Origin of the sequence: uncultured Marinobacter sp. (assembly GCF_947259545.1) — a bacterium.
Taxonomy (GTDB): domain Bacteria; phylum Pseudomonadota; class Gammaproteobacteria; order Pseudomonadales; family Oleiphilaceae; genus Marinobacter.
Genome location: NZ_CAMYMK010000007.1, coordinates 117,589 through 139,374, shown reverse-complemented (window position 1 = coordinate 139,374; position 21,786 = coordinate 117,589). Strand labels below are relative to the sequence as shown.

Annotated in this window: 22 protein-coding genes and 2 tRNA genes; 2 read left to right on the top strand and 22 right to left on the bottom strand. The window is 56.6% G+C overall.

All coding sequences use genetic code 11. The features are described 5' to 3' along the window. Window positions 1-84: 84 nt before the first annotated feature. Complete coding sequence (locus tag Q0Y21_RS08450) at window positions 85-1,491, top strand: M48 family metalloprotease (RefSeq protein WP_297795350.1); 1,407 nt, start codon at window positions 85-87, stop codon at window positions 1,489-1,491. 21 nt (window positions 1,492-1,512) lie between these two features. Here the strand turns inward: Q0Y21_RS08450 and nadA are convergent, their stop codons facing one another. From nadA to aspS, 15 genes are all read right to left on the bottom strand, one after another. Beyond that, window positions 1,513-2,574, bottom strand: coding sequence for a quinolinate synthase NadA (nadA, locus tag Q0Y21_RS08445; RefSeq protein WP_297793757.1), 1,062 nt, complete (start codon window positions 2,572-2,574; stop codon window positions 1,513-1,515). Between the two features lie 117 nt (window positions 2,575-2,691). Next, window positions 2,692-2,767 (bottom strand) — tRNA-Lys (locus Q0Y21_RS08440). A 94-nt stretch (window positions 2,768-2,861) separates the two neighbouring features. Next, window positions 2,862-2,937, bottom strand: a tRNA-Lys gene (locus Q0Y21_RS08435). An 84-nt stretch (window positions 2,938-3,021) separates the two neighbouring features. Then, window positions 3,022-3,807, bottom strand: coding sequence for a tol-pal system protein YbgF (gene ybgF, locus Q0Y21_RS08430; protein WP_297793754.1), 786 nt, complete (start codon window positions 3,805-3,807; stop codon window positions 3,022-3,024). A 25-nt stretch (window positions 3,808-3,832) separates the two neighbouring features. Then, window positions 3,833-4,402: a peptidoglycan-associated lipoprotein Pal gene (gene pal / locus Q0Y21_RS08425; protein WP_297793752.1), complete on the bottom strand. Its 570-nt coding sequence runs from the start codon at window positions 4,400-4,402 to the stop codon at window positions 3,833-3,835. Window positions 4,403-4,473: 71 nt separating this feature from the next. Further along, window positions 4,474-5,796, bottom strand: coding sequence for a Tol-Pal system beta propeller repeat protein TolB (gene tolB, locus Q0Y21_RS08420; protein WP_297793749.1), 1,323 nt, complete (start codon window positions 5,794-5,796; stop codon window positions 4,474-4,476). 18 nt (window positions 5,797-5,814) lie between these two features. Next, window positions 5,815-6,843: a cell envelope integrity protein TolA gene (gene tolA / locus Q0Y21_RS08415; protein WP_297793746.1), complete on the bottom strand. Its 1,029-nt coding sequence runs from the start codon at window positions 6,841-6,843 to the stop codon at window positions 5,815-5,817. Between the two features lie 21 nt (window positions 6,844-6,864). Further along, a complete protein-coding gene (gene tolR / locus Q0Y21_RS08410) occupies window positions 6,865-7,311 on the bottom strand; it encodes a protein TolR (RefSeq protein WP_297793742.1) in 447 nt (148 codons plus the stop codon). A gap of 28 nt (window positions 7,312-7,339) precedes the next feature. Next, entirely contained in the window at window positions 7,340-8,032 is a 693-nt protein-coding gene (gene tolQ, locus Q0Y21_RS08405) for a protein TolQ (protein ID WP_297793739.1), read from the bottom strand. Window positions 8,033-8,055: 23 nt separating this feature from the next. Further along, on the bottom strand, window positions 8,056-8,490 hold the full coding sequence (gene ybgC, locus Q0Y21_RS08400) for a tol-pal system-associated acyl-CoA thioesterase (protein WP_297793736.1): 435 nt from the start codon (window positions 8,488-8,490) through the stop codon (window positions 8,056-8,058). Then, window positions 8,483-9,511 carry a Holliday junction branch migration DNA helicase RuvB gene (gene ruvB / locus Q0Y21_RS08395; RefSeq protein ID WP_297793733.1) on the bottom strand — a complete coding sequence of 343 codons (1,029 nt, stop codon included), beginning with the start codon at window positions 9,509-9,511 and terminating at the stop codon, window positions 8,483-8,485. The genes ybgC and ruvB overlap by 8 nt, the downstream gene beginning before the upstream one ends. Before the next feature lie 133 nt (window positions 9,512-9,644). Further along, the gene (gene ruvA, locus Q0Y21_RS08390; RefSeq protein ID WP_297793729.1) at window positions 9,645-10,277 is read right to left on the bottom strand and encodes a Holliday junction branch migration protein RuvA; all 633 of its coding nucleotides are present in this window, start codon (window positions 10,275-10,277) and stop codon (window positions 9,645-9,647) included. A 30-nt stretch (window positions 10,278-10,307) separates the two neighbouring features. Next, window positions 10,308-10,832, bottom strand: coding sequence for a crossover junction endodeoxyribonuclease RuvC (gene ruvC, locus Q0Y21_RS08385; RefSeq protein WP_012137720.1), 525 nt, complete (start codon window positions 10,830-10,832; stop codon window positions 10,308-10,310). Between the two features lie 17 nt (window positions 10,833-10,849). Next, a complete protein-coding gene (locus Q0Y21_RS08380) occupies window positions 10,850-11,593 on the bottom strand; it encodes a YebC/PmpR family DNA-binding transcriptional regulator (protein ID WP_297793724.1) in 744 nt (247 codons plus the stop codon). A 64-nt stretch (window positions 11,594-11,657) separates the two neighbouring features. Further along, window positions 11,658-13,463: an aspartate--tRNA ligase gene (aspS, locus tag Q0Y21_RS08375; RefSeq protein ID WP_297793722.1), complete on the bottom strand. Its 1,806-nt coding sequence runs from the start codon at window positions 13,461-13,463 to the stop codon at window positions 11,658-11,660. A gap of 186 nt (window positions 13,464-13,649) precedes the next feature. Between aspS and fabR the strand changes: the two genes are divergently transcribed. Beyond that, window positions 13,650-14,273, top strand: a complete 624-nt coding sequence (fabR, locus tag Q0Y21_RS08370; protein WP_297793719.1) for an HTH-type transcriptional repressor FabR — start codon at window positions 13,650-13,652, stop codon at window positions 14,271-14,273. 163 nt (window positions 14,274-14,436) lie between these two features. Here fabR and Q0Y21_RS08365 read toward each other — a convergent pair whose 3' ends face one another. The 7 genes from Q0Y21_RS08365 to guaB form a co-directional block, all read right to left on the bottom strand. Further along, on the bottom strand, window positions 14,437-14,799 hold the full coding sequence (locus Q0Y21_RS08365; protein ID WP_297793716.1) for a hypothetical protein: 363 nt from the start codon (window positions 14,797-14,799) through the stop codon (window positions 14,437-14,439). Window positions 14,800-15,148: 349 nt separating this feature from the next. Then, complete coding sequence (locus tag Q0Y21_RS08360) at window positions 15,149-15,574, bottom strand: HIT family protein (RefSeq protein WP_297793714.1); 426 nt, start codon at window positions 15,572-15,574, stop codon at window positions 15,149-15,151. A 1-nt stretch (window position 15,575) separates the two neighbouring features. Beyond that, complete coding sequence (locus Q0Y21_RS08355; RefSeq protein ID WP_297793711.1) at window positions 15,576-16,919, bottom strand: UDP-glucose/GDP-mannose dehydrogenase family protein; 1,344 nt, start codon at window positions 16,917-16,919, stop codon at window positions 15,576-15,578. A 42-nt stretch (window positions 16,920-16,961) separates the two neighbouring features. After that, window positions 16,962-17,957 carry a UDP-glucose 4-epimerase GalE gene (gene galE, locus Q0Y21_RS08350; protein ID WP_297793708.1) on the bottom strand — a complete coding sequence of 332 codons (996 nt, stop codon included), beginning with the start codon at window positions 17,955-17,957 and terminating at the stop codon, window positions 16,962-16,964. Continuing rightward, complete coding sequence (gene tadA, locus Q0Y21_RS08345) at window positions 17,954-18,478, bottom strand: tRNA adenosine(34) deaminase TadA (RefSeq protein ID WP_297793706.1); 525 nt, start codon at window positions 18,476-18,478, stop codon at window positions 17,954-17,956. Before tadA ends, galE begins: the two co-directional genes overlap by 4 nt. 18 nt (window positions 18,479-18,496) lie before the next feature. Next, entirely contained in the window at window positions 18,497-20,074 is a 1,578-nt protein-coding gene (gene guaA / locus Q0Y21_RS08340; protein ID WP_297793703.1) for a glutamine-hydrolyzing GMP synthase, read from the bottom strand. Window positions 20,075-20,138: 64 nt separating this feature from the next. After that, a complete protein-coding gene (gene guaB / locus Q0Y21_RS08335; protein ID WP_297793701.1) occupies window positions 20,139-21,602 on the bottom strand; it encodes an IMP dehydrogenase in 1,464 nt (487 codons plus the stop codon). Window positions 21,603-21,786 lie beyond the last annotated feature (184 nt).

The following is a 21,786-nucleotide window of genomic DNA, read 5'->3' as shown; positions in this document are numbered from 1 at the left end:
CAACGGTAGTCCATATTGATGAGCATGCTTTTTCCATCACCCAAACGTGCACGTTTGCGGCTGAACCATTACCTGGTAGCACTTATGATCCTGCTGCCGTGTGCCGCCCATGCCCAGGAAAGCCCCCTCCCCTCCATTGGCGGCGCGGGGGGCGGCCTGATTTCGGAACAACAGGAGTCGGAGATCGGGCGCCAGGTCATGGTGTCCATACGACGCTCAGCGCCGCAGATTACCGACCCACTGGTATACAGCTATCTGAACGATATTATCTATCGCCTGGTGCCATCCGCCCCGCTGAAGAACCGGGACCTGACCCTCGCGATCATAGACAGCCCTGACATCAACGCCTTTGCGGTACCCGGCAGCATTGTCGGAATCAATGGTGGGCTGGTGCTCAATGCCAGCAGCGAACAACAGTTTGCCTCGGTACTGGCGCACGAACTTGCACACTTGAGCCAACGGCATTTTGCCCGTCGCATGGAACAACAGGAAACCAGCGCCCCGCTGACGATCGCCGGAATGCTCGCCGGCATCGTCCTGTCCGCTGTCACCCAATCAGACATCGGCATTGCGGCCATAGCCGGCACTCAGGCGCTGTCTGTACAGAATATGCTCGCCTATAGCCGCGCCCATGAGCAAGAGGCAGACCGTGTAGGCATGGAGATTCTCGCAGACGCCGGCATGGATCCGCGCGGAATGCCGGAAATGTTCGAAACCATGATGAAACAGAACCGTCTGCAGGGTAGCCGCGTGCCGGAATACCTGTCGACACACCCCCTGACCCAGAGCCGGGTATCAGACACCCGCAACCGGGCGGAGCAGTATCCGGCGCGCGACATACAGGACACGCAGGAATACCACTTGATCCGTTCACGACTGCAGGTCCACTACGCCCGCTCCGCCAAGGTGGCGGTAGACACCTTCCAGGATTACCTGGACCGCCCCGATACCGAAAAGACCGACGCCATCCGTTACGGCCTGGCGGTGGCTCATCTCCGCAACAGCGATCCGGGAAGCGCCGTTGAAGTTCTTGAGGAACTGCTGAAAGGCAACCCGGGCCGCATCACCTATATCGTCACCCTTGCCGAAGCACTGATCGATCAGCAACGACTGGAACGGGCGGGAAGCGTACTCAGGGAGGGCCTTTCCCGCAATCCCGGCAACTACCCTATAATCTTCACTCTCGCCAGGCTGGAGACAGCGAACGGCAACAGTGAAGCGGCGGCCGAATACCTTCGAGACCTGACAAGGCGCATGCCTCGCCAGGAACATCTCTGGAACCGGCTGGCAGAAGCGGAAGGGCTGGCGCGAAACATTGTTGGCGTCCACCGGGCCAGGGCGGAGTACGAAGCCCTGATGGGGGATCTTGAAGCGGCCCAAAGACAGCTCCGACAGGCACAGGAAAAGCTTCCGGCAGGCTCCCCTATGCGACAGGTAGTCACTGAACGTCTGGCCGAAATCACTGAGAGACTGAATGCGCAGCGGAGCTGATGCCCCGCTGCAGAACCACCATCAGGCGTTACCAGCCGCCTTCAGGTTCATGCCCGCGGTAAAATCCAGCATACGCTGAAGCGGCCTCAGGGCCTGTTCGCGCAGGTCATCGCCTACCACGACTTCCTGAGTTCCGTTTTCCAGTACATGGAGCAGATTCTCCAGGCCGTTCATCGCCATCCAGGGGCAATGGGCACAGCTGCGGCAGGTCGCACCATTGCCCGCCGTGGGAGCCTCGATCAGGGTTTTGTTCGGCGCCAGTTGCTGCATCTTGTAAAAAATGCCGTTATCTGTTGCCACAATGAACTGCTCATTAGGCAATGTCTGTACGGCGTGGATCAATTGCGACGTCGAGCCGACAACATCCGCCATCTCAACCACCGCATCCGGTGACTCCGGATGCACCAACACCGCTGCGTCCGGATATATGGCTTTCAGATCTTCCAGACCACGGAACTTGAACTCCTCATGGACAATGCAGGAGCCGTCCCACAGCAGCATATCTGCGCCAGTGGTTTTCTGGACATAATGCCCCAGATGTTTATCCGGAGCCCACAGGATCTTTTCTCCGCGAGCATCCAGGGATTCCACAATCGATTGGGCACAGCTGGACGTAACGACCCAGTCCGCCCTCGCCTTAACGGCGGCCGACGTGTTCGCGTAGACAACCACGGTACGGTCGGGGTGCTGGTCACAGAACTCCGCAAACTCGTCCGCAGGACACCCCACGTCCAGAGAGCATGTCGCCTCAAGGGTGGGCATCAGCACGCGCTTTTCGGGATTCAGGATCTTGGCCGTTTCACCCATGAAACGAACCCCGGCAACAACGACCGTGGAGGCTGGGTGCTGATTTCCAAACCGCGCCATTTCCAGAGAGTCGGCGACACAACCGCCGGTTTCCTCAGCCAGACGCTGAATATCGGGGTCAGTGTAATAATGGGCGACCAGTACCGCATCCTGGTCCTTCAACGCTTGCCGGATACGCGCCTCCAGCCCGGCTTTTTCGTCCTCACTCAATGGTTTGGGTTCAGCCTGGTGCGCCAGATGCTCCTGAACCAGAATCCGGTCTTCAGATCGTGTCATTACTGCGTCTCTGTGTTTCGTTGGCGTGTGGATTATACCATTGGGAGCGTTCACGCAAAAAAAAAGAGCCCGAAGGCTCTTTTTTTCAGACAACAAGCTCGAGGCTTCTCATCTTATTGGTGGGTCGTGAAGGATTCGAACCTTCGACCAATTGGTTAAAAGCCAACTGCTCTACCAACTGAGCTAACGACCCTTGACTGTTGATCCACTCTTCACGTCTGCAAAACTTTGCATCTGTGTCAGGATCGAACACCGCAGCCACTCAGCCAACTGCCATGTTCCGAATTTGGTGGGTCGTGAAGGATTCGAACCTTCGACCAATTGGTTAAAAGCCAACTGCTCTACCAACTGAGCTAACGACCCAAACGAGGCGCATATAGTAATGATTTTTTGCCGCTGATCAACCCCTTTTTCTCAGGTTTCTCAACATTCTTTCCGAGCTGGTTATTAACTACCCAAAGAATCCAGGTACTTTTGCGCCAGATTGGCCGCATTGGTCCCCGGATAGTTACGCACCACCGATTCCATCCGGCTTTTCGCCTCGGACTTTTCATTCAGACGATCCAGCGTTACCCCCAGCTTGTATACTGCGTCCGGTGCCTTTCGGTGATCCGCATACCGGGTAGCCACTATGGTGAATGCCTGCTTTGCCTGCTCCAACTGAGGCTTGACCAGATACACTTCTCCCAGCCAGTAATAAGCATTAACGGTCAAATCACCTTCCGGATATTTGTCGACAAAATCGTATATCCGGTTTATCGCCTCGTCGTATTTCTTTTCCTTGTGGATCAAGTCCTGAATCTGCTCGTAAGCCTTGCGCTCGTCGGCTTCCGGCTGACGATACACCTTGGCAACGGGCTGCTCAGCCGTCGTCGAATCGGCTGCGCCGGCAGTACCAGTCTGGCTATCACTGGCTGCAGCCCCGCTGGAAGACACCTTCTCGGACAAATCAAGAATCCGCTGGTCGAGATCGATGTAACGATCCCGGGATTGGCGGGTCAGCCGGTCAATCAGGTGTCGCTGCTCCTCAACTTCGCCCTGAAGCCGACGCACCTCACCCTGAAGCTGCTGAATCATATAAAACAACTCAGCGTTTGCCTGACTGCCGCTCGCCTTCGTACGGGCCGCAGACGCGTTGTCCTGAAACACCGGTGTCGCAGATTGCGCCAGCGCGCCTCCCGCCGGCCCTAGGGCCAACGAGAGAGCGGCCGTCGCCATGAGCAAATATCTCATGGGAGATCCTATAGCTGTCTAACGGTTACTCAAAAACGAGTTCTACGCGACGGTTCTGGGCCCAGGCACTTTCGTTGGAACCCATGACCGCCGGTTTCTCCTCACCATAGCTTACGGTTTCCAACTGACCACGGGAAGCGCCATTCACGATCAGAAACCGCTCAACAGCATTGGCACGACGCTCACCCAATGCCAGGTTGTATTCCTTGGTGCCACGCTCATCGGCATGACCTTCCAGTCGTACCTGCTGGCCGGGGTTGTTTTCAAGGAAACGGGCGTGGGCTACCAGCACTTCACGCGCTTCGGCTTTGATCTCAGCCGTGTCGAAGTCGAAGTAGAAGGTCGTAATGTTACGCATGGCTTCCATCTCGGCCCGCTCTTCACGCGCGCGCAACTCCTCGTCGGTCAGGTCGGAAGCAGACACACCGCCGTCTTCACTGCCACCGTACACGGTGCTGCCACCATCCTGGTCTACGGCCGAGACGTCGGAGCCGTATTGATCTTCACCCATGGTGTCGCCAGTGGAACTACAACCGGCCACCAGCCCCAGGGACAGAACCATTGCGAATGCTTTCTGGTGAACTGACAATTTCATAATCTTTCCTTCCTGTTGATTGGCTGTTACTTGATGTTTTGATTAAGAGCCGCCATTGAGGCGATTCCCGATTAACGGATAACCGGCGACCAGGCCGGCTCCCTGACGTCACCTTCGGATGCCGGCAGACTATAGGCAGCCCCGCCATCCGCTGAAATTACCGTCAGTACGCTGGTACCACTGTGTTTAGTGGCATAAATCAGCATTCTTCCATTGGGAGCAAGAGATGGAGACTCGTCAGACGCGGTTCGGGTCAGAACCGTTTCTTCTCCGTTACTCAGGTCCGTACGTGCGATATGAAATCCACCATTTCGCTGATGGACGTAGTATACGTAATCTCCCCGACTGTCCGGTCGTGGACGGGCATTGTACCGGCTACCGAAAGTAATGCGCCGGGGCTCCGCTGCCTCGCTGGACTTGTGATAGATTTGTGGCCCGCCCGAGCGGTCAGAGGTGAAGAAAATACCCTCACCGGTGTGATCCCAGACGCCTTCAGTATCGATGGACCAGTGGTTGGTCAGACGTTTCAGATTTCGGCTTTGGATATCCATACGATAGATTTCGGCATTGCCATCCTTGGAGAGGGTCATCAACAGCGAGCGGCCATCCCTGGACCAGGCAGGCGCTGAATTCAGCCCACGAAAATCAGCAATTTTTGTACGATTTCCAGAGTCCAGTTCGTGGATATATACCGCAGGCTTGCCAGTTTCGAAGGAAACATACGCCAGCTTCCTGCCATCCGGCGACCAGGCTGGTGACAGAATTGGCTCCCCGCTTTCCAGGCGCACACTCGCACGCTTGCCATCCACATCACTTACCTGAAGCCGATAACGGGGTTCACCATTGGCAGAATCCAGAGTGACGTAGGCAAGCTTGGTTGAGAATGCCCCCGGAACTCCGGTTATCGCCTCATAGACCTTATCGCTGATGTGATGGGCCAGAGTACGCATGTTACTGACGCTGGCACTCGCGGACTCACCGAGAATACGTTCCTCCCGGTTGACGTCCAGCAACTCATAACGGGCCTCAACGCGGTCCCCATTACGAGTCATCTGGCCAACCAGCACGTATCGCTGCCCCAGCAGGCGCCAGTCCCGGAAATACACCTCCGACCGCTGGGACGGCAAACTGAGCATCTTCTCGGGTGGCAACGTCCGGAACTCCCCGCTCATAGCCAGGTCGTCCTGAACGATATTGCTGATCTTGTCCCCTGCCGGAATTCCGCCATTCTCCGCGAATGGAACAATGGCCACAGGAATAGCGGAATCCGCGCCCTCGGTGATTCGGATAGTCAACTCGGCCGAGGCGGAACCTGCACCAAGTGCCCAGATCAGAAGTGAACCAACCAGGGCAAGCACCCTATGGGTGTGGGTATTTTTTGTCCGATGTGTCATCAGCTTTTCCATCTATCCTTATTTCAACCGCGTTGGATTGAATTCGATCGTGAACTGGCGAAAATAGCGCTCAAAAGTGTCCCGGTCCTCCGGAATCGGATAGCGATTAAGCGATTTCACCGCACTCAGGGCCGAGTTGTCGAACGCCTTATTACCGCTGCTGTTGACCAGCCTCACTGACTGGAGTTCGCCTGTCGGTAACAAGGAGATCTGCAACCTTGCGGTCATTTCTTCCGTTGCCGACGATGGCGGATACCAGGCCTGACTCAAACGCTCACGAATTAACTGCTGGTATTTTTCGCTCTCCGTCATCATGCGAGCCTCTCTGGCCTTCGCCGCCGCGGCTTCCTGCTGACGCCTTGCCTCTGCCGCACGCTCCCGGCTGGCTTCCTCAGCCAACGCTTCCAACTGCTGCTCCTTCAGGCGGCGCTCCGCTTCCTTTCGTTTCTGTTCCGCTTCTCGTCGGGCCTGCTCTTCGCGCTTACGCTTCTCGGCCTCCTCACGCTTGCGTCGTTCCTCTTCCGCTTTACGGCGCTCTTCTTCCGCCCGCCGTTTGGCCTCTTCCTGGCGGCGCTTTTCCTCTTCCGCCTTGCGCCGTTCACGTTCTTTCGCTTCGGCTTCCGCCTTCTGTCTGGCAGCCTCTTCCTCCCGGGCCTTCTGCTCGGCGCGTTCACGAGCCGCGGCAGCTTCCTGCTCTTTCCGCTCTTTTTCCTGCGCGATACGTCGGGCTTCTTCCCGAGCCTTTTCTTCCTCCGCTGCCTTACGCTCTGCCTCTTCGCGTTGTTTCTGCTCTTCCTGCTCTTTTCTGCGCTCCTCATCCCGGTCCGGTTCGTCTACTTCTTCGACAACCGTGCTGGGCTCTGGCTCCTGCTGCGTCACCAGACGCGCGGCAATGCTTCGGGGCTCCGGTTCGCTCTCTGGAGAAGTCCAGGACCAGCCAGCCAATGCCACCACCACAATCAGCCCGTGCAGCAGCAGTGACAAGGCAACGGGGGACCTCCATGGTTGCTCCCCGACATTGGTTACATCACGTTCCTGACCTGTCACAAAAACCCGCCCGCTCTATGCTCAGTTTTCAGTGGATGGTGCTTCGGTAATCAGCCCCACACTGGTGGCGCCGGCGCCCTGCAGTTCCGCCATCAGGCGGACTACAGTGCCGTACTCCACGTGCTCGTCCCCGCGTACCAGAATTTCACGGGCACTACGCTCTGAGAGTATTTTGGACACCTGCGTCCGAACCTCGCCCAGCGTCATCGGGTCACTGTCCTCGTCACCGATTTCCATGAAATAAGCGCCATTCGAGTCCACCGACACAATAATCGACTCCACATCCTTGGCAGACTGAATCGGATCGGAGGATGTTTCCGGCAGATCCACCTTAACTCCCTGAGTCAGCATTGGTGCGGTCACCATAAAGATCACCAACAGCACCAACATAACGTCGATGTACGGGACCACATTGATTTCGGACATTGGTTTCCGGCGGTGCGCCGGCATCATCCCCATGCCTTTCATGGCTGCATGCTCCTGACTGGCTTAAACATCACGCTGCTGACGACCGTTCGCTGCTATGCACGCGACGGTGGAGAATACTCGAGAACTCATCCGCAAACGTTTCGTAGTTTTTCAACAAGGCATCGGACATGGAGGAAAAACGGTTGTAGGCAATAACCGCCGGAATCGCGGCAAACAGGCCCATGGCCGTCGCGATCAGTGCCTCGGAAATCCCCGGGGCAACCGTGGCCAGGGTGGCCTGCTGAACCTGTGCCAGACCACGAAACGAATTCATGATGCCCCAGACGGTACCGAAGAGGCCGATGTAGGGACTCGTCGAACCTACGCTCGCAAGAAACGGCAAGGATGCTTCCAGTCTCTCCTGTTCGCGGGAGAACGCAACACGCATGGCGCGCTGGGTACCTTCCATAACAGCATCGGCATCACGACTCTGCTGGCGCAGCCTGGAGAATTCCTTGAAGCCAGAACGGAACAGGGATTCCATCCCGGAGAAAGGCGTGGGATCGCTGTTCACTTCGCGATACAGCTGTCCCAGATCCATGCCTGACCAGAAACGCTCCTCGAACTCAAGCTGGGCCCGCCGTGCCTTACGGAAAACCTGATAACGCTGGAAGATAAGCGCCCATGACACCACGGAAGCCAGGGCCAGCAACAGCATGACCAGTTGAACCAGCACCCCCGCGTTGGCGATGAGATACCAAACAGAAACTTCTGACTCCACCTTCTACTCCTGGCTTGTTCCGGTTATTGGTTTTCGTGAACACTTTCCAACAGTTCACGCATATTGTCCGGCAACCTTCTCGGTCGCCCGCTATCCAGTGCCACACAGGCAACCCGTACATCGGCGGAGGCGAGCAGGGCGTCATCCTCTGCCCTTAACACCCGCTGCCTAAAATCCATCCACACCCGACCAAAACCGATAGGCTCCGCCGTTACCAGCAATTGATCGTCAAGCTTCGCCGGCACCGCATAGTGGATGTTCAGCCGCTGGACCACATAACTGATGTTATCCGACAGCCCTGCCCGAAGACCGACGCCACAGGTTCGTACCCATTCCGTGCGGGCACGCTCCATATAGTGCAGGTACTTGGCATGGAATACGATGCCACCGGCATCCGTATCCTCAATATAGACCCTGATCGGCAAACGGAACCGGACAACCTGACTCACTTCAGTCAAAGAGATCCTCCTTTCCTGACCGTGCCGGTGCCACACCGAAGTGCTGATAGGCAGTGGACGTCACCATGCGCCCTCTGGGCGTGCGTACCATGAACCCCTGCTGGATCAGGAACGGCTCAAGAACATCCTCAATGGTGCCCCGCTCCTCGCTGATGGCGGCAGCCAGACTTTCTACGCCAACGGGGCCACCATCAAACTTTTCGATCATCGCCAACAACAGACGGCGGTCCATATGGTCAAAGCCCTGATCATCCACCTTCAGCATGTTCAATGCCTGGTCTGCAATGGTGTCGCTGATACGACCGTCCGCCTTGACCTCGGCATAGTCGCGAACCCGGCGCAACAGCCGGTTGGCGATCCGCGGGGTACCCCGGGAACGCCGCGCAATCTCATAGGCACCGCCTTCATCAATAGAAACCGACGACAGGCGGGCGGACCGCAAAATTATGCTGGTCAGGTCCCGGGTGTTGTAAAACTCCAGGCGCTGAACAATCCCGAAACGATCACGCAGTGGCGATGTCAGCAGGCCAGCTCGGGTGGTGGCGCCCACCAGGGTAAACGGTGGCAGATCCAGTTTGATCGATCGCGCCGCAGGCCCTTCACCGATCATGATATCCAGCTGGTAATCTTCCATCGCCGGATAAAGCACCTCTTCCACTGCCGCACTGAGCCGATGAATCTCGTCAATAAAGAGGACGTCGCCCTCCTCCAGATTTGTCAGCATGGCCGCCAGGTCACCGGCCTTCTCCAGCACCGGACCCGATGTGGTTTTGATGGCCACACCCATTTCGTTGGCAATAATGTTCGCCAGTGTCGTCTTGCCCAGCCCCGGCGGCCCGAAGATCAGGACATGATCCAACGCTTCCTCTCGGGCACGAGCAGCCGATACGAAGATATCCATCTGCTCCCGTACCGCCGGCTGTCCAACATACTCGGCGAGCAAGGTGGGCCGGATTGCCCGGTCCTGTACTTCTTCGTACTGCCCGGCCTGGGCAGAAATCAGACGATCAGATTCAATCATGGCGTTACCAGAACAGGGGGACGATACATCATGCCTGCGCATCAAGGTGTCCCAATTGTACAAACGACTCAGTGGCTGTCACGTTACGCTCTATACAGATTAGGCGCCAGACAGGTCGCGAATTACGGCAGTTTCATCCCGCGGGGATCATATTGCGGAGCGCCAGGCGGATCAGCTCTTCACTCGCCATGCCCTTCTCCGCTACCTTGTTGATTGCCTTTGTCGCTTCCTGTGGCTTATAGCCCAGGGCGATCAGCGCGGCTTCGGCTTCATCCCTGGGATCGTGAGCAGCCACGGGTGCCTCGTCAGCGCCCGCGCCACTGCCTGTCGTCTCGGACGACATAGGTACGAACTGTCCCTCAAGTTGCCCTATCCGATCCGTCATTTCAATAAGCAGCCGCTCGGCAGTTTTCTTACCGACACCCGGCAGTTTAACCAACGCGTTTGCATCACGCGCCTCCACGCAACGGATAAACTGCTGTGCATCCAGTCCCGACAGGATCCCCACCGCCAGCCGGGGCCCCACGCCATTGACCTTGATCAGCAACCGGAACAGATCGCGATCCAAGCGGGAGGCAAAACCGAACAGGCTCTGGGCGTCTTCACGGACAGCAAAATGGGTATGGAGGGTCACTTCCGTTCCCGCATCGGGGAGATGAAAGAAGGTGGTGTAGGGAATATCGACTTCATATCCCAGACCAGAACACTCAACCAGTGCCTGGCCGGGAGACTTTTCTATCAGCGTGCCTCGAATTCGGCCTATCAACGAGAGTCTCCTCAGGCGCAAACGCGCCGCTTATTGTTGTCTTACCCGTCCGCTCCGAACCTTGCCACCGGCCGCCAACCGCGTAACGCTCTGGTTCATATGGGCGTGGCACAGAGCAATCGCAAGGGCATCGGCGGCATCCGCCTGGGGGGTACGGGAAAGGGATAAAAGCACCTGGACCATGTGCTGGACCTGGGACTTGTCAGCACCGCCCTTGCCTACCACGGCCTGCTTGACCTGGCGGGCCGAGTATTCATGAACCGGGAGTCCACTGTTCGCAGCACTGACGATGGCGGCACCACGAGCCTGCCCCAATTTAAGTGCGGAATCCGGATTTCGGGCCATGAACACCTGCTCAATGGCAAATTCTTCCGGGCGGTATTCCCCAATTAATGTGGCAAGACTGTGGAAGATTGTCTGCAAGCGTTCCGCCATAGGCTTCTCGCCCACGCGGATACAACCACTGTCAATATATTCAATGTGGCGCCCCTGCGCCCGGATAATACCGTATCCGGTAATGCGGGACCCCGGATCTACGCCCAGAATAATGGCCACATCAAATTCCTTGGTTGCTACAGGGAATCCATCACCTCGCCCGACACGTCAGCGTTGGAATAGACGTTCTGGACATCGTCCAGATCTTCCAGCATATCGATCAGCTTGAAGATGGTTTCGGCACCATCGCGATCGAGCTCAACGCGGGTTGAAGGCACCATGGTCACTTCAGCATTGTCCGGCTTGAGCCCGGCCTCTACCAGGGACTGTTTTACATCCAGAAACTGTTCCGGCGTGGTCACGATTTCGTAGGAACCGTCATCCTGCTCTGCGAGGTCGTCCGCACCCGCTGCCAGAGCCGCCTCCATCAGTTTGTCCTCTTCCACTTCGGGACTGTAACTGATGATCCCCTGTTTGCTGAACAGGTATGCCACAGAACCATCGGTGCCGAGGTTGCCGCCCATTTTATTGAAAGCATGGCGAATTTCAGCCACCGTGCGGTTTCGGTTGTCGGTCATCGCCTCGATGAAGATGGCAACGCCACCAGGTCCGTAGCCCTCGTAGGTCAGCTCTTCATAATTGTTGTCGTCGCCACCCCCGGCGCCACGTTCCACCGCGCGCTCGATGGTGTCTTTCTTCATGTTGGCAGTGAGTGCCTTGTCGATCACCGCCCGCAAGCGGGGGTTATCGTCCGGGTTGCCGCCACCCTGACGGGCGGCGACGGTCAACTCACGGATGATTTTGGTGAAGATCTTGCCCCGCTTGGCATCCTGAGCCGCTTTGCGGTGCTTGATGTTGGCCCACTTACTATGACCAGCCATACTCTACTCCATCAATCTTCCGGGCTCCCCGGTCCGCAACCGGGGAGCCCAGCCAGGGTATTGCTTACTCGTTATTACTTTCCGCCGGGTTGCCTTCGGTGGTCTTGGCGGCAGGCTTGCGCAGACGGATGTGAAGTTCACGCAACTGCTTCTCATCCACCACACCGGGCGCCTGGGTCATCAGACAGGTAGCGCTCTGGGTTTTCGGGAAGGCGATCACGTCACGGATGGACGAGGCGCCGGTCATCAGCATCACCAGCCGGTCCAGACCAAAGGCCAGACCACCGTGGGGAGGACAACCGAACTTCAGGGCGTCCAACAGGAAGCCAAACTTGGCGCGGGCTTCCTGCTCGCCAATCCCCAGGATACGGAACACCGCTTCCTGCATATCCTCGTTGTGAATACGGATGGAACCACCACCCAACTCGGTGCCGTTAAGAACCATGTCATAGGCCCGTGACAGCGCCGTTGCCGGGTTCGCCGCCAGCTCCTCAGCAGAACAGGAAGGTGCTGTGAACGGGTGGTGAATAGCCGTCAGGCTGCCGTCGGGAGTTTCCTCAAACATCGGGAAATCCACTACCCACAGCGGTGCCCACTCGGAGGTCAGCATATCGAGGTCATGGCCCACCTTGATGCGCAGGGCGCCCAGGGCTTCATTCACTACGGTCGCCTTATCCGCACCAAAGAAAACGATGTCACCATCTTCCGCGCCAACACGCTCGATGATTGCCATCGCCACATCATCGCCAAGGAACTTGATGATCGGTGATTGCAGGCCTTCAACACCCTTGGCCAACTCGTTCACCTTGATGTAGGCAAGGCCCTTGGCTCCGTAAATACCCACAAACTTGGTGTAGTCGTCAATCTGTTTACGGGTCAGCTCACCACCCTTGGGTACGCGCAGCGCGGCAACACGACCTTTCGGATCCTTCGCAGGACCGGCGAAGACCTTGAAGTCCACACCTTCGACCAGATCACCCACGTCCAGCAACTCCAGCGGAATCCGCAGATCCGGCTTGTCACTGCCATAGCGCTGCATCGCCTCTGCGTATGGCATACGCGGGAATTCCGGCAGTTCGACACTGAGGACATCCTTGAACAGGGAGCGAATCATATCCTCGTTGAGGGACATCAGGCTTTCTTCATCGACAAAGGAGGCCTCTACGTCCACCTGGGTAAACTCTGGCTGACGGTCGGCCCGCAGGTCTTCATCACGGAAACATTTTGCAATCTGGTAATACCGGTCAACGCCGGAGACCATGAGCAACTGCTTGAACAGCTGTGGGGACTGCGGCAAGGCAAAGAATGAACCGTCATGTGTCCGGCTTGGCACCAGATAATCCCGCGCACCTTCCGGCGTTGCACGGGTCAGGATCGGGGTTTCCACATCCATGAACCCGTTGCCATCGAGGTAGTTGCGGATATAACTGGTCACGCGGGAGCGAAAGCGCAGTCTGTTCAGCATTTCCGGACGACGCAGGTCCACAAAACGGTACTTGAGGCGAACATCCTCACCAACGTCAACGTGCTCATCCAACGGGAATGGCGGCGTGGCGGCGGCGTTCAGGATGCTTACCTCCTTGCCCAGCAACTCAACCTGACCGGTCGGCATGTTGTTGTTCTCGGTGCCGGCCGGACGACGACGAACGCGCCCGGTGACCTTGATAACAAACTCACTGCGTACCTTTTCCGCCAGGGCAAAGCTCTCGGGGGTATCCGGATCAACCACGACCTGGGATATACCGTCCCGGTCCCGCAGGTCGAGGAAAATCACCCCACCGTGGTCACGGCGACGGTGAACCCAACCGCAGAGTGTTACTTCCTGATCAATGTGAGATTCGTTGATACCACCGCAATAATGACTGCGCATACCGGTTCCCGTTGTTTCAAATGTGTGCATAAATGTGTGCGAAATATGGATTCGGCGGACACTACTGGAAAAGCCGCCCATTATAAACACAATGAGCGCGAAAATCAGGCTCCAATCACGGTGGGTGACGGCTCCTGTACAGACCGATAGAATGTAGCACCCTATTCAGCAATCGGAGCCGTTGTATTGTCGTCCCGAGCCGAACAAAAACTCAAAACACGTCGCGCCCTGATGGACGCAGCTCTCGCCCAGCTCAGCGCGGATCGCGGCTTTGGCAGCCTGAGTCTCCGGGAAGTTGCCCGGGAAGCCGGCATTGCCCCGACATCGTTCTATCGCCATTTTGCTGAACTGGACGAACTGGGCCTGGCACTGGTAGATGAAGGCGGCGTCGCGCTACGTCAATTAATGCGCCACGCACGCAAGCGAATTGCCAGAGACGGAAGTGCCATCAGCACCTCGGTTGAAACCTTCATGGAATATCTCGGCAACAACGCCAACCTGTTCAGGCTGATGTTGCGGGAACGCACGGGGGTTTCCAAACCGTTCCGAACTGCCATCAGGGCTGAAATCGATCACTTCGTCACGGAACTGGCGGATGACCTGAAACGCTTTGCGGATGAACAGAACAAACCGTTGTCCGATGCACGGCTGGTGGCGGAAGCCATGGTCACGCTGGTATTCAATCAGGGGGCGGAAGCTCTGGATGCGACGTCGAAGGAAAAGGAAAACCTGAAAGTTAAACTGAAAACGGAATTGCGGATGATTCTTCTGGGCTCTCAAAGTCTTGCCAATCACTCAAGAAAGCCCTGAACCCGAGTTTCAGATATTTTTTTCTGATTTATCTGAATTTAGTGGAACCTTAGTGACTCAACGCTCGTCTGCTTACTGGGATAGAGCCTATCCTATTGTTGAGTCGTTGCCTCCAAGAGGCGACTTGAGCCCGCCACTTGGCGGGCTTTTTTATTTCCAGCCCTTAAAAGGCGTACTTCATCCGCCCCCCAATTTCATATCCTTCCGGCACCTTATAGACAGTTGACGCCATGCGTGCTGCATCTGCGTGGTGCCGCTCCAGATAGCTCTCAACCTCAATGGCACGATGACGAAAGGCCCTATCCAACTCCCTGCTACGGGAATACTCCAGCCGAATGCCCGCCCGGACACCGCCTCCAATATTGTTAACGTAGCGAACATTACCGGGTACGAAGCTGATGGCAGGCTCTTCCCGGGGATTCCTCACCTCACGCTTACGCACCAGAGAGATACACACATTCTGGTCTGGCATGACCTGATCGCCGGACAGGATCAGCGCTACACCATCCCGATCGAAATCCAACACAGCACACTCTTCTATGAGCTCTAAAGATCCTTCCGTGTAAACCCTAGCGGACAATAGTCCAAGTGCAAGATATCGATAATTAACGACATCAGTATCGTGGGACGCCTGCGGCAAACTCACCTGAGCACTGGAGGTATTTTCCATAGTTCCACTCTCTTTTTTTACTTGGTTTTTTGGGATCTACGTCACATTTCCAAATGTTACACGCCCAAATAGCATCGCCGGTTCACGAAAGTCTGTGGCAGACCGGCAGAAAGGGGTCCGTTTGGCCCAAGAAGAAGGGAAAATGTGTCAGAGAGGGCCATAACAACGCCGGTGGCGACCACCAGGAAGTGCTCGCCACTGACGTTCAGGCTAAAGACGCAATAATGAGGCTTAATTTATCAAGTGCAGACGTCAATCCGGGCTCGTCGTAGGGCACTGGAGACTGCTTCCCCCAAACGGGACCCGGCCAGGCCGGGTCACCCTCAAAGCGGACAATATGATGTAAATGCAACTGCGGCACCATGTTTCCCAGCGCTGCGACGTTCATTTTGTCGCCACCGAACCGGGCCATCATCTCTTCACTCAAAGCAGACGACTCTGCCAGCAAGCGCTGTTGATCCGTCACTTCAAGCTCATAGATTTCGCGGATCCCGGGCACTGCCGGCACCAGGATCACCCAGGGCCAGGTACAGTCATTCATCAACCGCGCTTCGCACAATCGGGTCCGGCCAAGGCTGACGGTGTCAGCGGCAAGGCGCTCGTGAAGCTGAAAATCAGTGACTGCAGGCATATCAATCAAACTGGAACTGGTTACGACCACGGCCAATAGCGTAGTAGATGAGACCATTGCGGCTCAACATCTCAGGCTCGTAAAGGTTGCGACCATCGAACACCGCTGGTTCCTTCAGGGCGGCAGCGACGACGGAGAAATCGGGGGAACGGAATTCCTTCCATTCAGTGCAGATGGCCAGAACGTCAGCACCCTTCAGCGCCTGCTCCTTGGTGCCACACAGCGTAAGACCGGATTGATCGCCATAAAGCCGCTGAGTCTCCTCCATGGCTTCGGGATCGAAGGCTTGCACGCTGGCGCCCGCTTTCCAGAGATCCTCCATCAGCGTTCGTGCCGATGCCTCGCGCATGTCATCCGTGTTGGGCTTGAATGCCAGCCCCCACAGGGCCACCACCCTGCCCTTGAGATCACCATTAAAGTAATGACTGATCTTGTCAAACAGAACGTGCTTCTGGGCGTAATTCACCGATTCCACGGCGTTCAGCAGACGTGCTTCGTAGTCGCAATCCCTTGCTGTCCGGGCCAGGGCCTGAACATCCTTCGGGAAGCAGGACCCACCGTAGCCGCAGCCGGGGTATATAAAGTGGTAACCAATGCGGGGATCAGAGCCAATCCCACGACGCACCGCTTCAATATCCGCCCCAAGACGTTCAGCCAGGTTAGCAATCTCGTTCATGAAACTGATTTTGGTCGCCAGCATGGAGTTAGCCGCGTATTTCGTCAGCTCAGCTGAGCGGATATCCATGAAGATCATCCGGTCGTGACTACGATTGAACGGATAATAGACTTCCCTCAGCATGTCCGCCGCCTTGTCACTGTCAGTACCAACGACAATACGATCGGGCTTCATGAAGTCATTGATCGCGGCCCCTTCCTTGAGAAATTCCGGGTTGGACACCACGTCAAACTCCAACTCCAGGCCGCGACGATCCAGCTCGGCCCGCACGGCCGCCTTAACCTTGTCTCCAGTGCCAACAGGTACGGTGGATTTATCAACCACCACCTTATAGTCGTCCATATGCTCACCGATCGAGCGGGCAACGGCCGTTACGTACTGAAGATCAGCGGAACCATCTTCATCCGGCGGCGTCCCAACGGCAATGAACTGCAAAACACCGTGGCTGACGGCTTTTGCGGTATCGGTGGTAAAAGACAGACGTCCGGCTTCCACGGTGTGCCTGACGATACTTTCCAGGCCCGGCTCATAGATGGGAATCTGGCCGTTCTCCAACTTTTCGATTTTGCCGCGATCAACGTCCATACACAGCACTTCGTGCCCTACGTCAGCCAGACAGGCGCCTGTCACCAGTCCAACGTAACCGGTGCCAAAAATGGTAATCTTCATCCAATCAATCCCGATAGATTTAAAGTTGTAGAATAAGCCGGGTCAGGCGTTTTCAACTGCCTGGCGATCCTGCCAGATTTTCTCCCAGGCCAACGCGGTACCGACGATGGTTTCCAGGTCATCGTAATCCGGCTGCCAGCCCAGTATCTGTTTGATGCGCCCGTTGTCTGCCATCAGTGCAGCCGGATCCCCTGCCCGGCGCCCCGTTTCCTGCACCGGAAACTCCACACCGGACTGCCGCTTGACCACGTCAATCACCTCTCGCACGGTGAAACCACGCCCATACCCACAATTCAGAACCCGCGATTCACCGCCATCTGCCATATAACCCAGGGCCATCACATGGGCCTTGGCCAAATCTTCCACATGAATGTAGTCGCGGATACAGGTGCCGTCACGGGTGTCGTAGTCTGTACCAAATACGCTCATGCCGTCACGTTTTCCGGTCACGCACTCACTGGCGACCTTGATCAGATGGGTGGCTTCCGGGGTCGCCTGCCCCAGCAAACCATCCGGATTCGCGCCGGCCACATTGAAATATCGCAGGATGACATAGTTCAGTGAAGAGGCCGCCGCAAGATCCATGATCATACGCTCACTCATCATCTTGGAGGCACCATAGGGATTGATCGGCACCAACGGCAAATCTTCGGTCAACACGGTTTGATCCGGCATGCCATAAACGGCAGCGGTGGAGGAAAACACCATGTAGGGCACACGGTTTTGCTCGACAGCCCGCAACAGGTTCAGCGTATTACGGGTGTTATTGCTGTAATACTTGAGGGGGTTTTCAACAGATTCAGGCACCACGATATTGGCGGCGAAATGCAGAACTGCATCGAAGCGATGCCGAGAGAATAGATCGGCGATAGCCGATTCATCCGCCAGGTCTCCCACCACCAGCTCACCACAGGTGACTGCCCATCGGTAACCGGTTGAGAGGTTATCGAACACCACAACATCGTGCCCGGCTTCACCGAGCTGCCTTACAACATGACTGCCAATATAGCCGGCTCCGCCGGTCACCAGTACTTTCATGGTTTGCCCTGCCCCTTCCCTGAATCGTGTGTTCTTTGCTGCCGTTGGCGACGCATCTCCGCGCGCCGACGACTGAAAAACTGACTGATCACTTCGCCACAACGCTCGGCGAGCACGCCACCAGAAGCTTCAACCCGCCAGTTGAAGTGCTCTTCCTCCAACGTGTGACGTGCCGATTCAATCGCGCCCGCCTTGGGTTCGGTGGCACCGTACACGAGCCTGCTGATACGACTGTGAACAATGGCACCCACACACATGGTACAAGGCTCAAGCGTGACATACAGCGTAGCGCCGGATAAACGGTAGTTGCCAACCCGTCTCGCTGCGTCTCTCAGCGCTCGGATCTCGGCATGGGCCGTGGGGTCACAATCACTGATCGGTGCGTTGAACCCGGCACCGATCTCCCGCCCATCAAGAACAACGACAGCACCAACCGGCACCTCACCCCGTGCAGCGGCCTGTTCAGCCAGCGCCAGGGCGCGCGCCATCCAACGCTTATCCGTAGCGGCGCCAACGCTCATGCCCGACTTGATACCTGTTTATTCCCACTCAATGGTTGCCGGTGGTTTGGACGACACGTCATAGGTTACGCGGGACACACCGGTAATCTCATTGATAATCCGGTTGGACACCGTTTCCAGAAGCTCATAGGGCAAGTGAGCCCAGCGAGCGGTCATGAAATCGATGGTTTCTACGGCACGCAGAGCGATAACGTATTCATAGCGGCGGGCATCGCCGACCACACCCACGGACTTCACGGGCAGGAATACGGCAAATGCCTGACTGGTTTTGTGATAGAAGTCGGCACGATGCAGCTCCTCCAGGAAGATGGCATCGGCACGGCGAAGAATATCCGCGTATTCTTTCTTCACTTCACCCAGGATGCGAACACCTAACCCCGGACCAGGGAACGGGTGGCGATACACCATATCGTATGGCAGCCCCAGCTCCAGCCCGATGCGGCGAACTTCATCCTTGAACAGCTCTCGCAGCGGCTCCACCAGCTTCATTTTCATGGTTTCCGGCAGGCCACCCACATTGTGGTGGGACTTGATCACGTGCGCCTTACCGGTCTTGGACGCTGCGGATTCAATCACGTCCGGGTAGATAGTGCCCTGAGCCAGCCAGTTCACGTCGCGGATGCTGGCAGCTTCTTCATCAAACACATCAATGAAGGTGTTGCCGATAATCTTGCGCTTTTTCTCCGGGTCCGCTTCGCCCTTGAGCTTGGACAGGAACAACTCCTCTGCATCCACACGGATTACTTTCACGCCCATGTTGCTGGCGAACATGTCCATGACCTGATCGCCCTCGTGCAAACGCAACAGGCCATTATCCACAAACACACAGGTCAGCTGGTCACCGATGGCCTTATGCAGCAGCGCCGCTGTCACGGACGAATCCACGCCTCCCGAGAGACCAAGCAACACCTTGTCAGTACCCACCTGATCACGGATCTGCTGTACCGCATCGTCAACGATCTTGGCGGGCGTCCACAACGCCTCGCAGCCGGAGATATTCAGCACGAAATGTTCAAGGATACGCTTGCCCTGAAGGGTATGGGTCACCTCCGGATGAAACTGCACGCCGTACAGATTACGGCTGACATCCTGCATGGCGGAAATCGGGGCACTTTCGGTAGAGGCCAGCAGTTCAAACCCATCAGGCAAGGCCACCACCTTGTCACCGTGACTCATCCACACATCCAGCAGGGACTCACCGGTTGCCGTCAGGTGATCGGTGATATCCTGCAACAGTGGCCCGGCTGCCCTTACCTTGACCTGTGAATAGCCGAACTCCCGCTTTTCGGAGCTGGCCACACGGCCTCCGAGCTGCTCCGCCATGGTCTGCATACCATAGCAAATGCCCAGAATAGGAATGCCACGATCAAACAGACCATCCGGAGCACGAGGACCACCAAGCTGTGTGACAGATTCAGGACCGCCGGCAAGAATGATGCCTTTGGGATTAAACGACTCGAGTTCTTCGTCGGTGATATCAAAGGCCTTGATCTCACAGTAAACCCCGATTTCCCGCACGCGGCGTGCGATCAGCTGGGTGTACTGGGAACCAAAATCGAGAATCAGAATGCGGTGGTCGTGGATGTTCTGGGCCATGGAGTCCTCGGATCAGAAATAATAAGCGCGGCTCAGCCCCTGAGCCGCGCCCGAAACGGCATGATTAGCCGACACGGTAGTTGGGTGCTTCCTTGGTGATGGTCACATCATGAACGTGACTCTCACGCATACCCGCGTTGGTGATGCGAACAAATTGCGGTCTGGTGCGCATGTCTTCCATGGTGGCACTGCCGGTGTAACCCATGGAGGCCCGCAAACCACCCATCAGCTGATGCACAATGTTGCGCATTGGGCCCTTGCAGGCAACCCGGCCTTCGATGCCCTCCGGCACCAGCTTCTCAATACCTTTGCTGGCATCCTGGAAATAACGGTCACTGGAGCCCTGCCCCATGGCGCCAAGGGAGCCCATGCCACGATAGGCCTTGTAGCTACGCCCCTGGAACAGTTCAACCTCACCCGGAGCTTCATCGGTACCTGCGAGAAGGCTGCCGATCATAACACTGTGCGCACCGGCGGCAATGGCCTTGGCAATGTCGCCGGAGAAACGGACACCACCATCGGCGATCAGTGGCACGCCGCGATCTTTCAATGCGGCTGCAACGTTGGAAACAGCGGAAATCTGTGGAACGCCAATACCTGCAACAATGCGGGTAGTACAGATGGAACCAGGACCAATACCCACTTTTACCGCATCCGCGCCAGCGTCAGCGAGCGCAATGGCGGCATCCGCAGTGGCAATATTACCACCCACCACCTGGACCTCCGGGAAGTTATCCTTAACCCAGCGTACTCGGTCAATCACACCCTTGGAGTGACCGTGGGCCGTATCAACAACAATTACATCCACGCCGGCTTCCGCCAGCGCCGTGATGCGCGCCTCGGTATCACCGCCAGTACTTACAGCGGCACCAACCCGTAAACGCCCCTGTTCGTCCTTACAGGCCAACGGGTAATCCTTCGCTTTCTGGATATCCTTGACGGTAATCAGACCCTTGAGTTCGAAGTCATCATTCACCACAAGCACTTTCTCAATGCGATTGCGGTGCAGCAGTTCCTTGACGTCATCAAGGCTGGCACCTTCCTTGACAGTAACCAGCTTCTCCTTCGGCGTCATGATGTCTGACACCGGCGTATCCATGCGGCTCTCAAAACGGATATCACGGCCAGTGACAATACCCACCAGGTCACGGCCATCCACCACCGGCAAACCGGAGATGTTGTTGGCCATGGTGATGTCCACCAGCTCACGAACAGTGGTTGCCGGGGTCACGGTGATGGGGTCTTTCACCACACCACTTTCAAACTTCTTGACCTTGCGAACGGCAGCCGCCTGTTGCTCGACGGTCATGTTTTTGTGCATGATGCCGATACCGCCTTCCTGCGCCATGGCGATGGCCAGCTCGGCCTCAGTCACCGTATCCATTGCTGACGACACCAGTGGAACGTTAAGGGTGATGCCTTTGGTCAGTTGGGTCTTCAGGCTGACCTCGTGGGGAAGAACTTCCGAAAATCCGGGGATCAGCAGAACATCGTCAAATGTGAGGGCTTCTTCGGCAATTCGCAGCATTGGGATCCGCCTTTTGAACATGCTAAGTTGGGAATTCACGTGCTGCGCCCCGCATGGCGCAGCAAAGCGAAAACCTTAATCGGACTATTATAAATGGGCGTGGATAGACAGTAAACCAGCGCTGTTTGAACCTTCCATTGCATCTTTTTGAAATTCCGCTATTTTTGCCCTTCATTTTTCGGCT

Coding starts and splice junctions, on each gene's coding strand:
- Q0Y21_RS08450 (WP_297795350.1), top strand. CDS start 85: ATGATCCTGCTGCCGTGTGCCGCCCATGCCCAGGAAAGCCCCCTCCCC.
- nadA (WP_297793757.1), bottom strand. CDS start 2,574: ATGACACGATCTGAAGACCGGATTCTGGTTCAGGAGCATCTGGCGCAC.
- ybgF (WP_297793754.1), bottom strand. CDS start 3,807: ATGAGATATTTGCTCATGGCGACGGCCGCTCTCTCGTTGGCCCTAGGG.
- pal (WP_297793752.1), bottom strand. CDS start 4,402: ATGAAATTGTCAGTTCACCAGAAAGCATTCGCAATGGTTCTGTCCCTG.
- tolB (WP_297793749.1), bottom strand. CDS start 5,796: ATGACACATCGGACAAAAAATACCCACACCCATAGGGTGCTTGCCCTG.
- tolR (WP_297793742.1), bottom strand. CDS start 7,311: ATGAAAGGCATGGGGATGATGCCGGCGCACCGCCGGAAACCAATGTCC.
- ruvB (WP_297793733.1), bottom strand. CDS start 9,511: ATGATTGAATCTGATCGTCTGATTTCTGCCCAGGCCGGGCAGTACGAA.
- Q0Y21_RS08380 (WP_297793724.1), bottom strand. CDS start 11,593: ATGGCTGGTCATAGTAAGTGGGCCAACATCAAGCACCGCAAAGCGGCT.
- aspS (WP_297793722.1), bottom strand. CDS start 13,463: ATGCGCAGTCATTATTGCGGTGGTATCAACGAATCTCACATTGATCAG.
- Q0Y21_RS08360 (WP_297793714.1), bottom strand. CDS start 15,574: ATGCCTGCAGTCACTGATTTTCAGCTTCACGAGCGCCTTGCCGCTGAC.
- Q0Y21_RS08355 (WP_297793711.1), bottom strand. CDS start 16,919: ATGAAGATTACCATTTTTGGCACCGGTTACGTTGGACTGGTGACAGGC.
- galE (WP_297793708.1), bottom strand. CDS start 17,957: ATGAAAGTACTGGTGACCGGCGGAGCCGGCTATATTGGCAGTCATGTT.
- tadA (WP_297793706.1), bottom strand. CDS start 18,478: ATGAGCGTTGGCGCCGCTACGGATAAGCGTTGGATGGCGCGCGCCCTG.
- guaA (WP_297793703.1), bottom strand. CDS start 20,074: ATGGCCCAGAACATCCACGACCACCGCATTCTGATTCTCGATTTTGGT.
- guaB (WP_297793701.1), bottom strand. CDS start 21,602: ATGCTGCGAATTGCCGAAGAAGCCCTCACATTTGACGATGTTCTGCTG.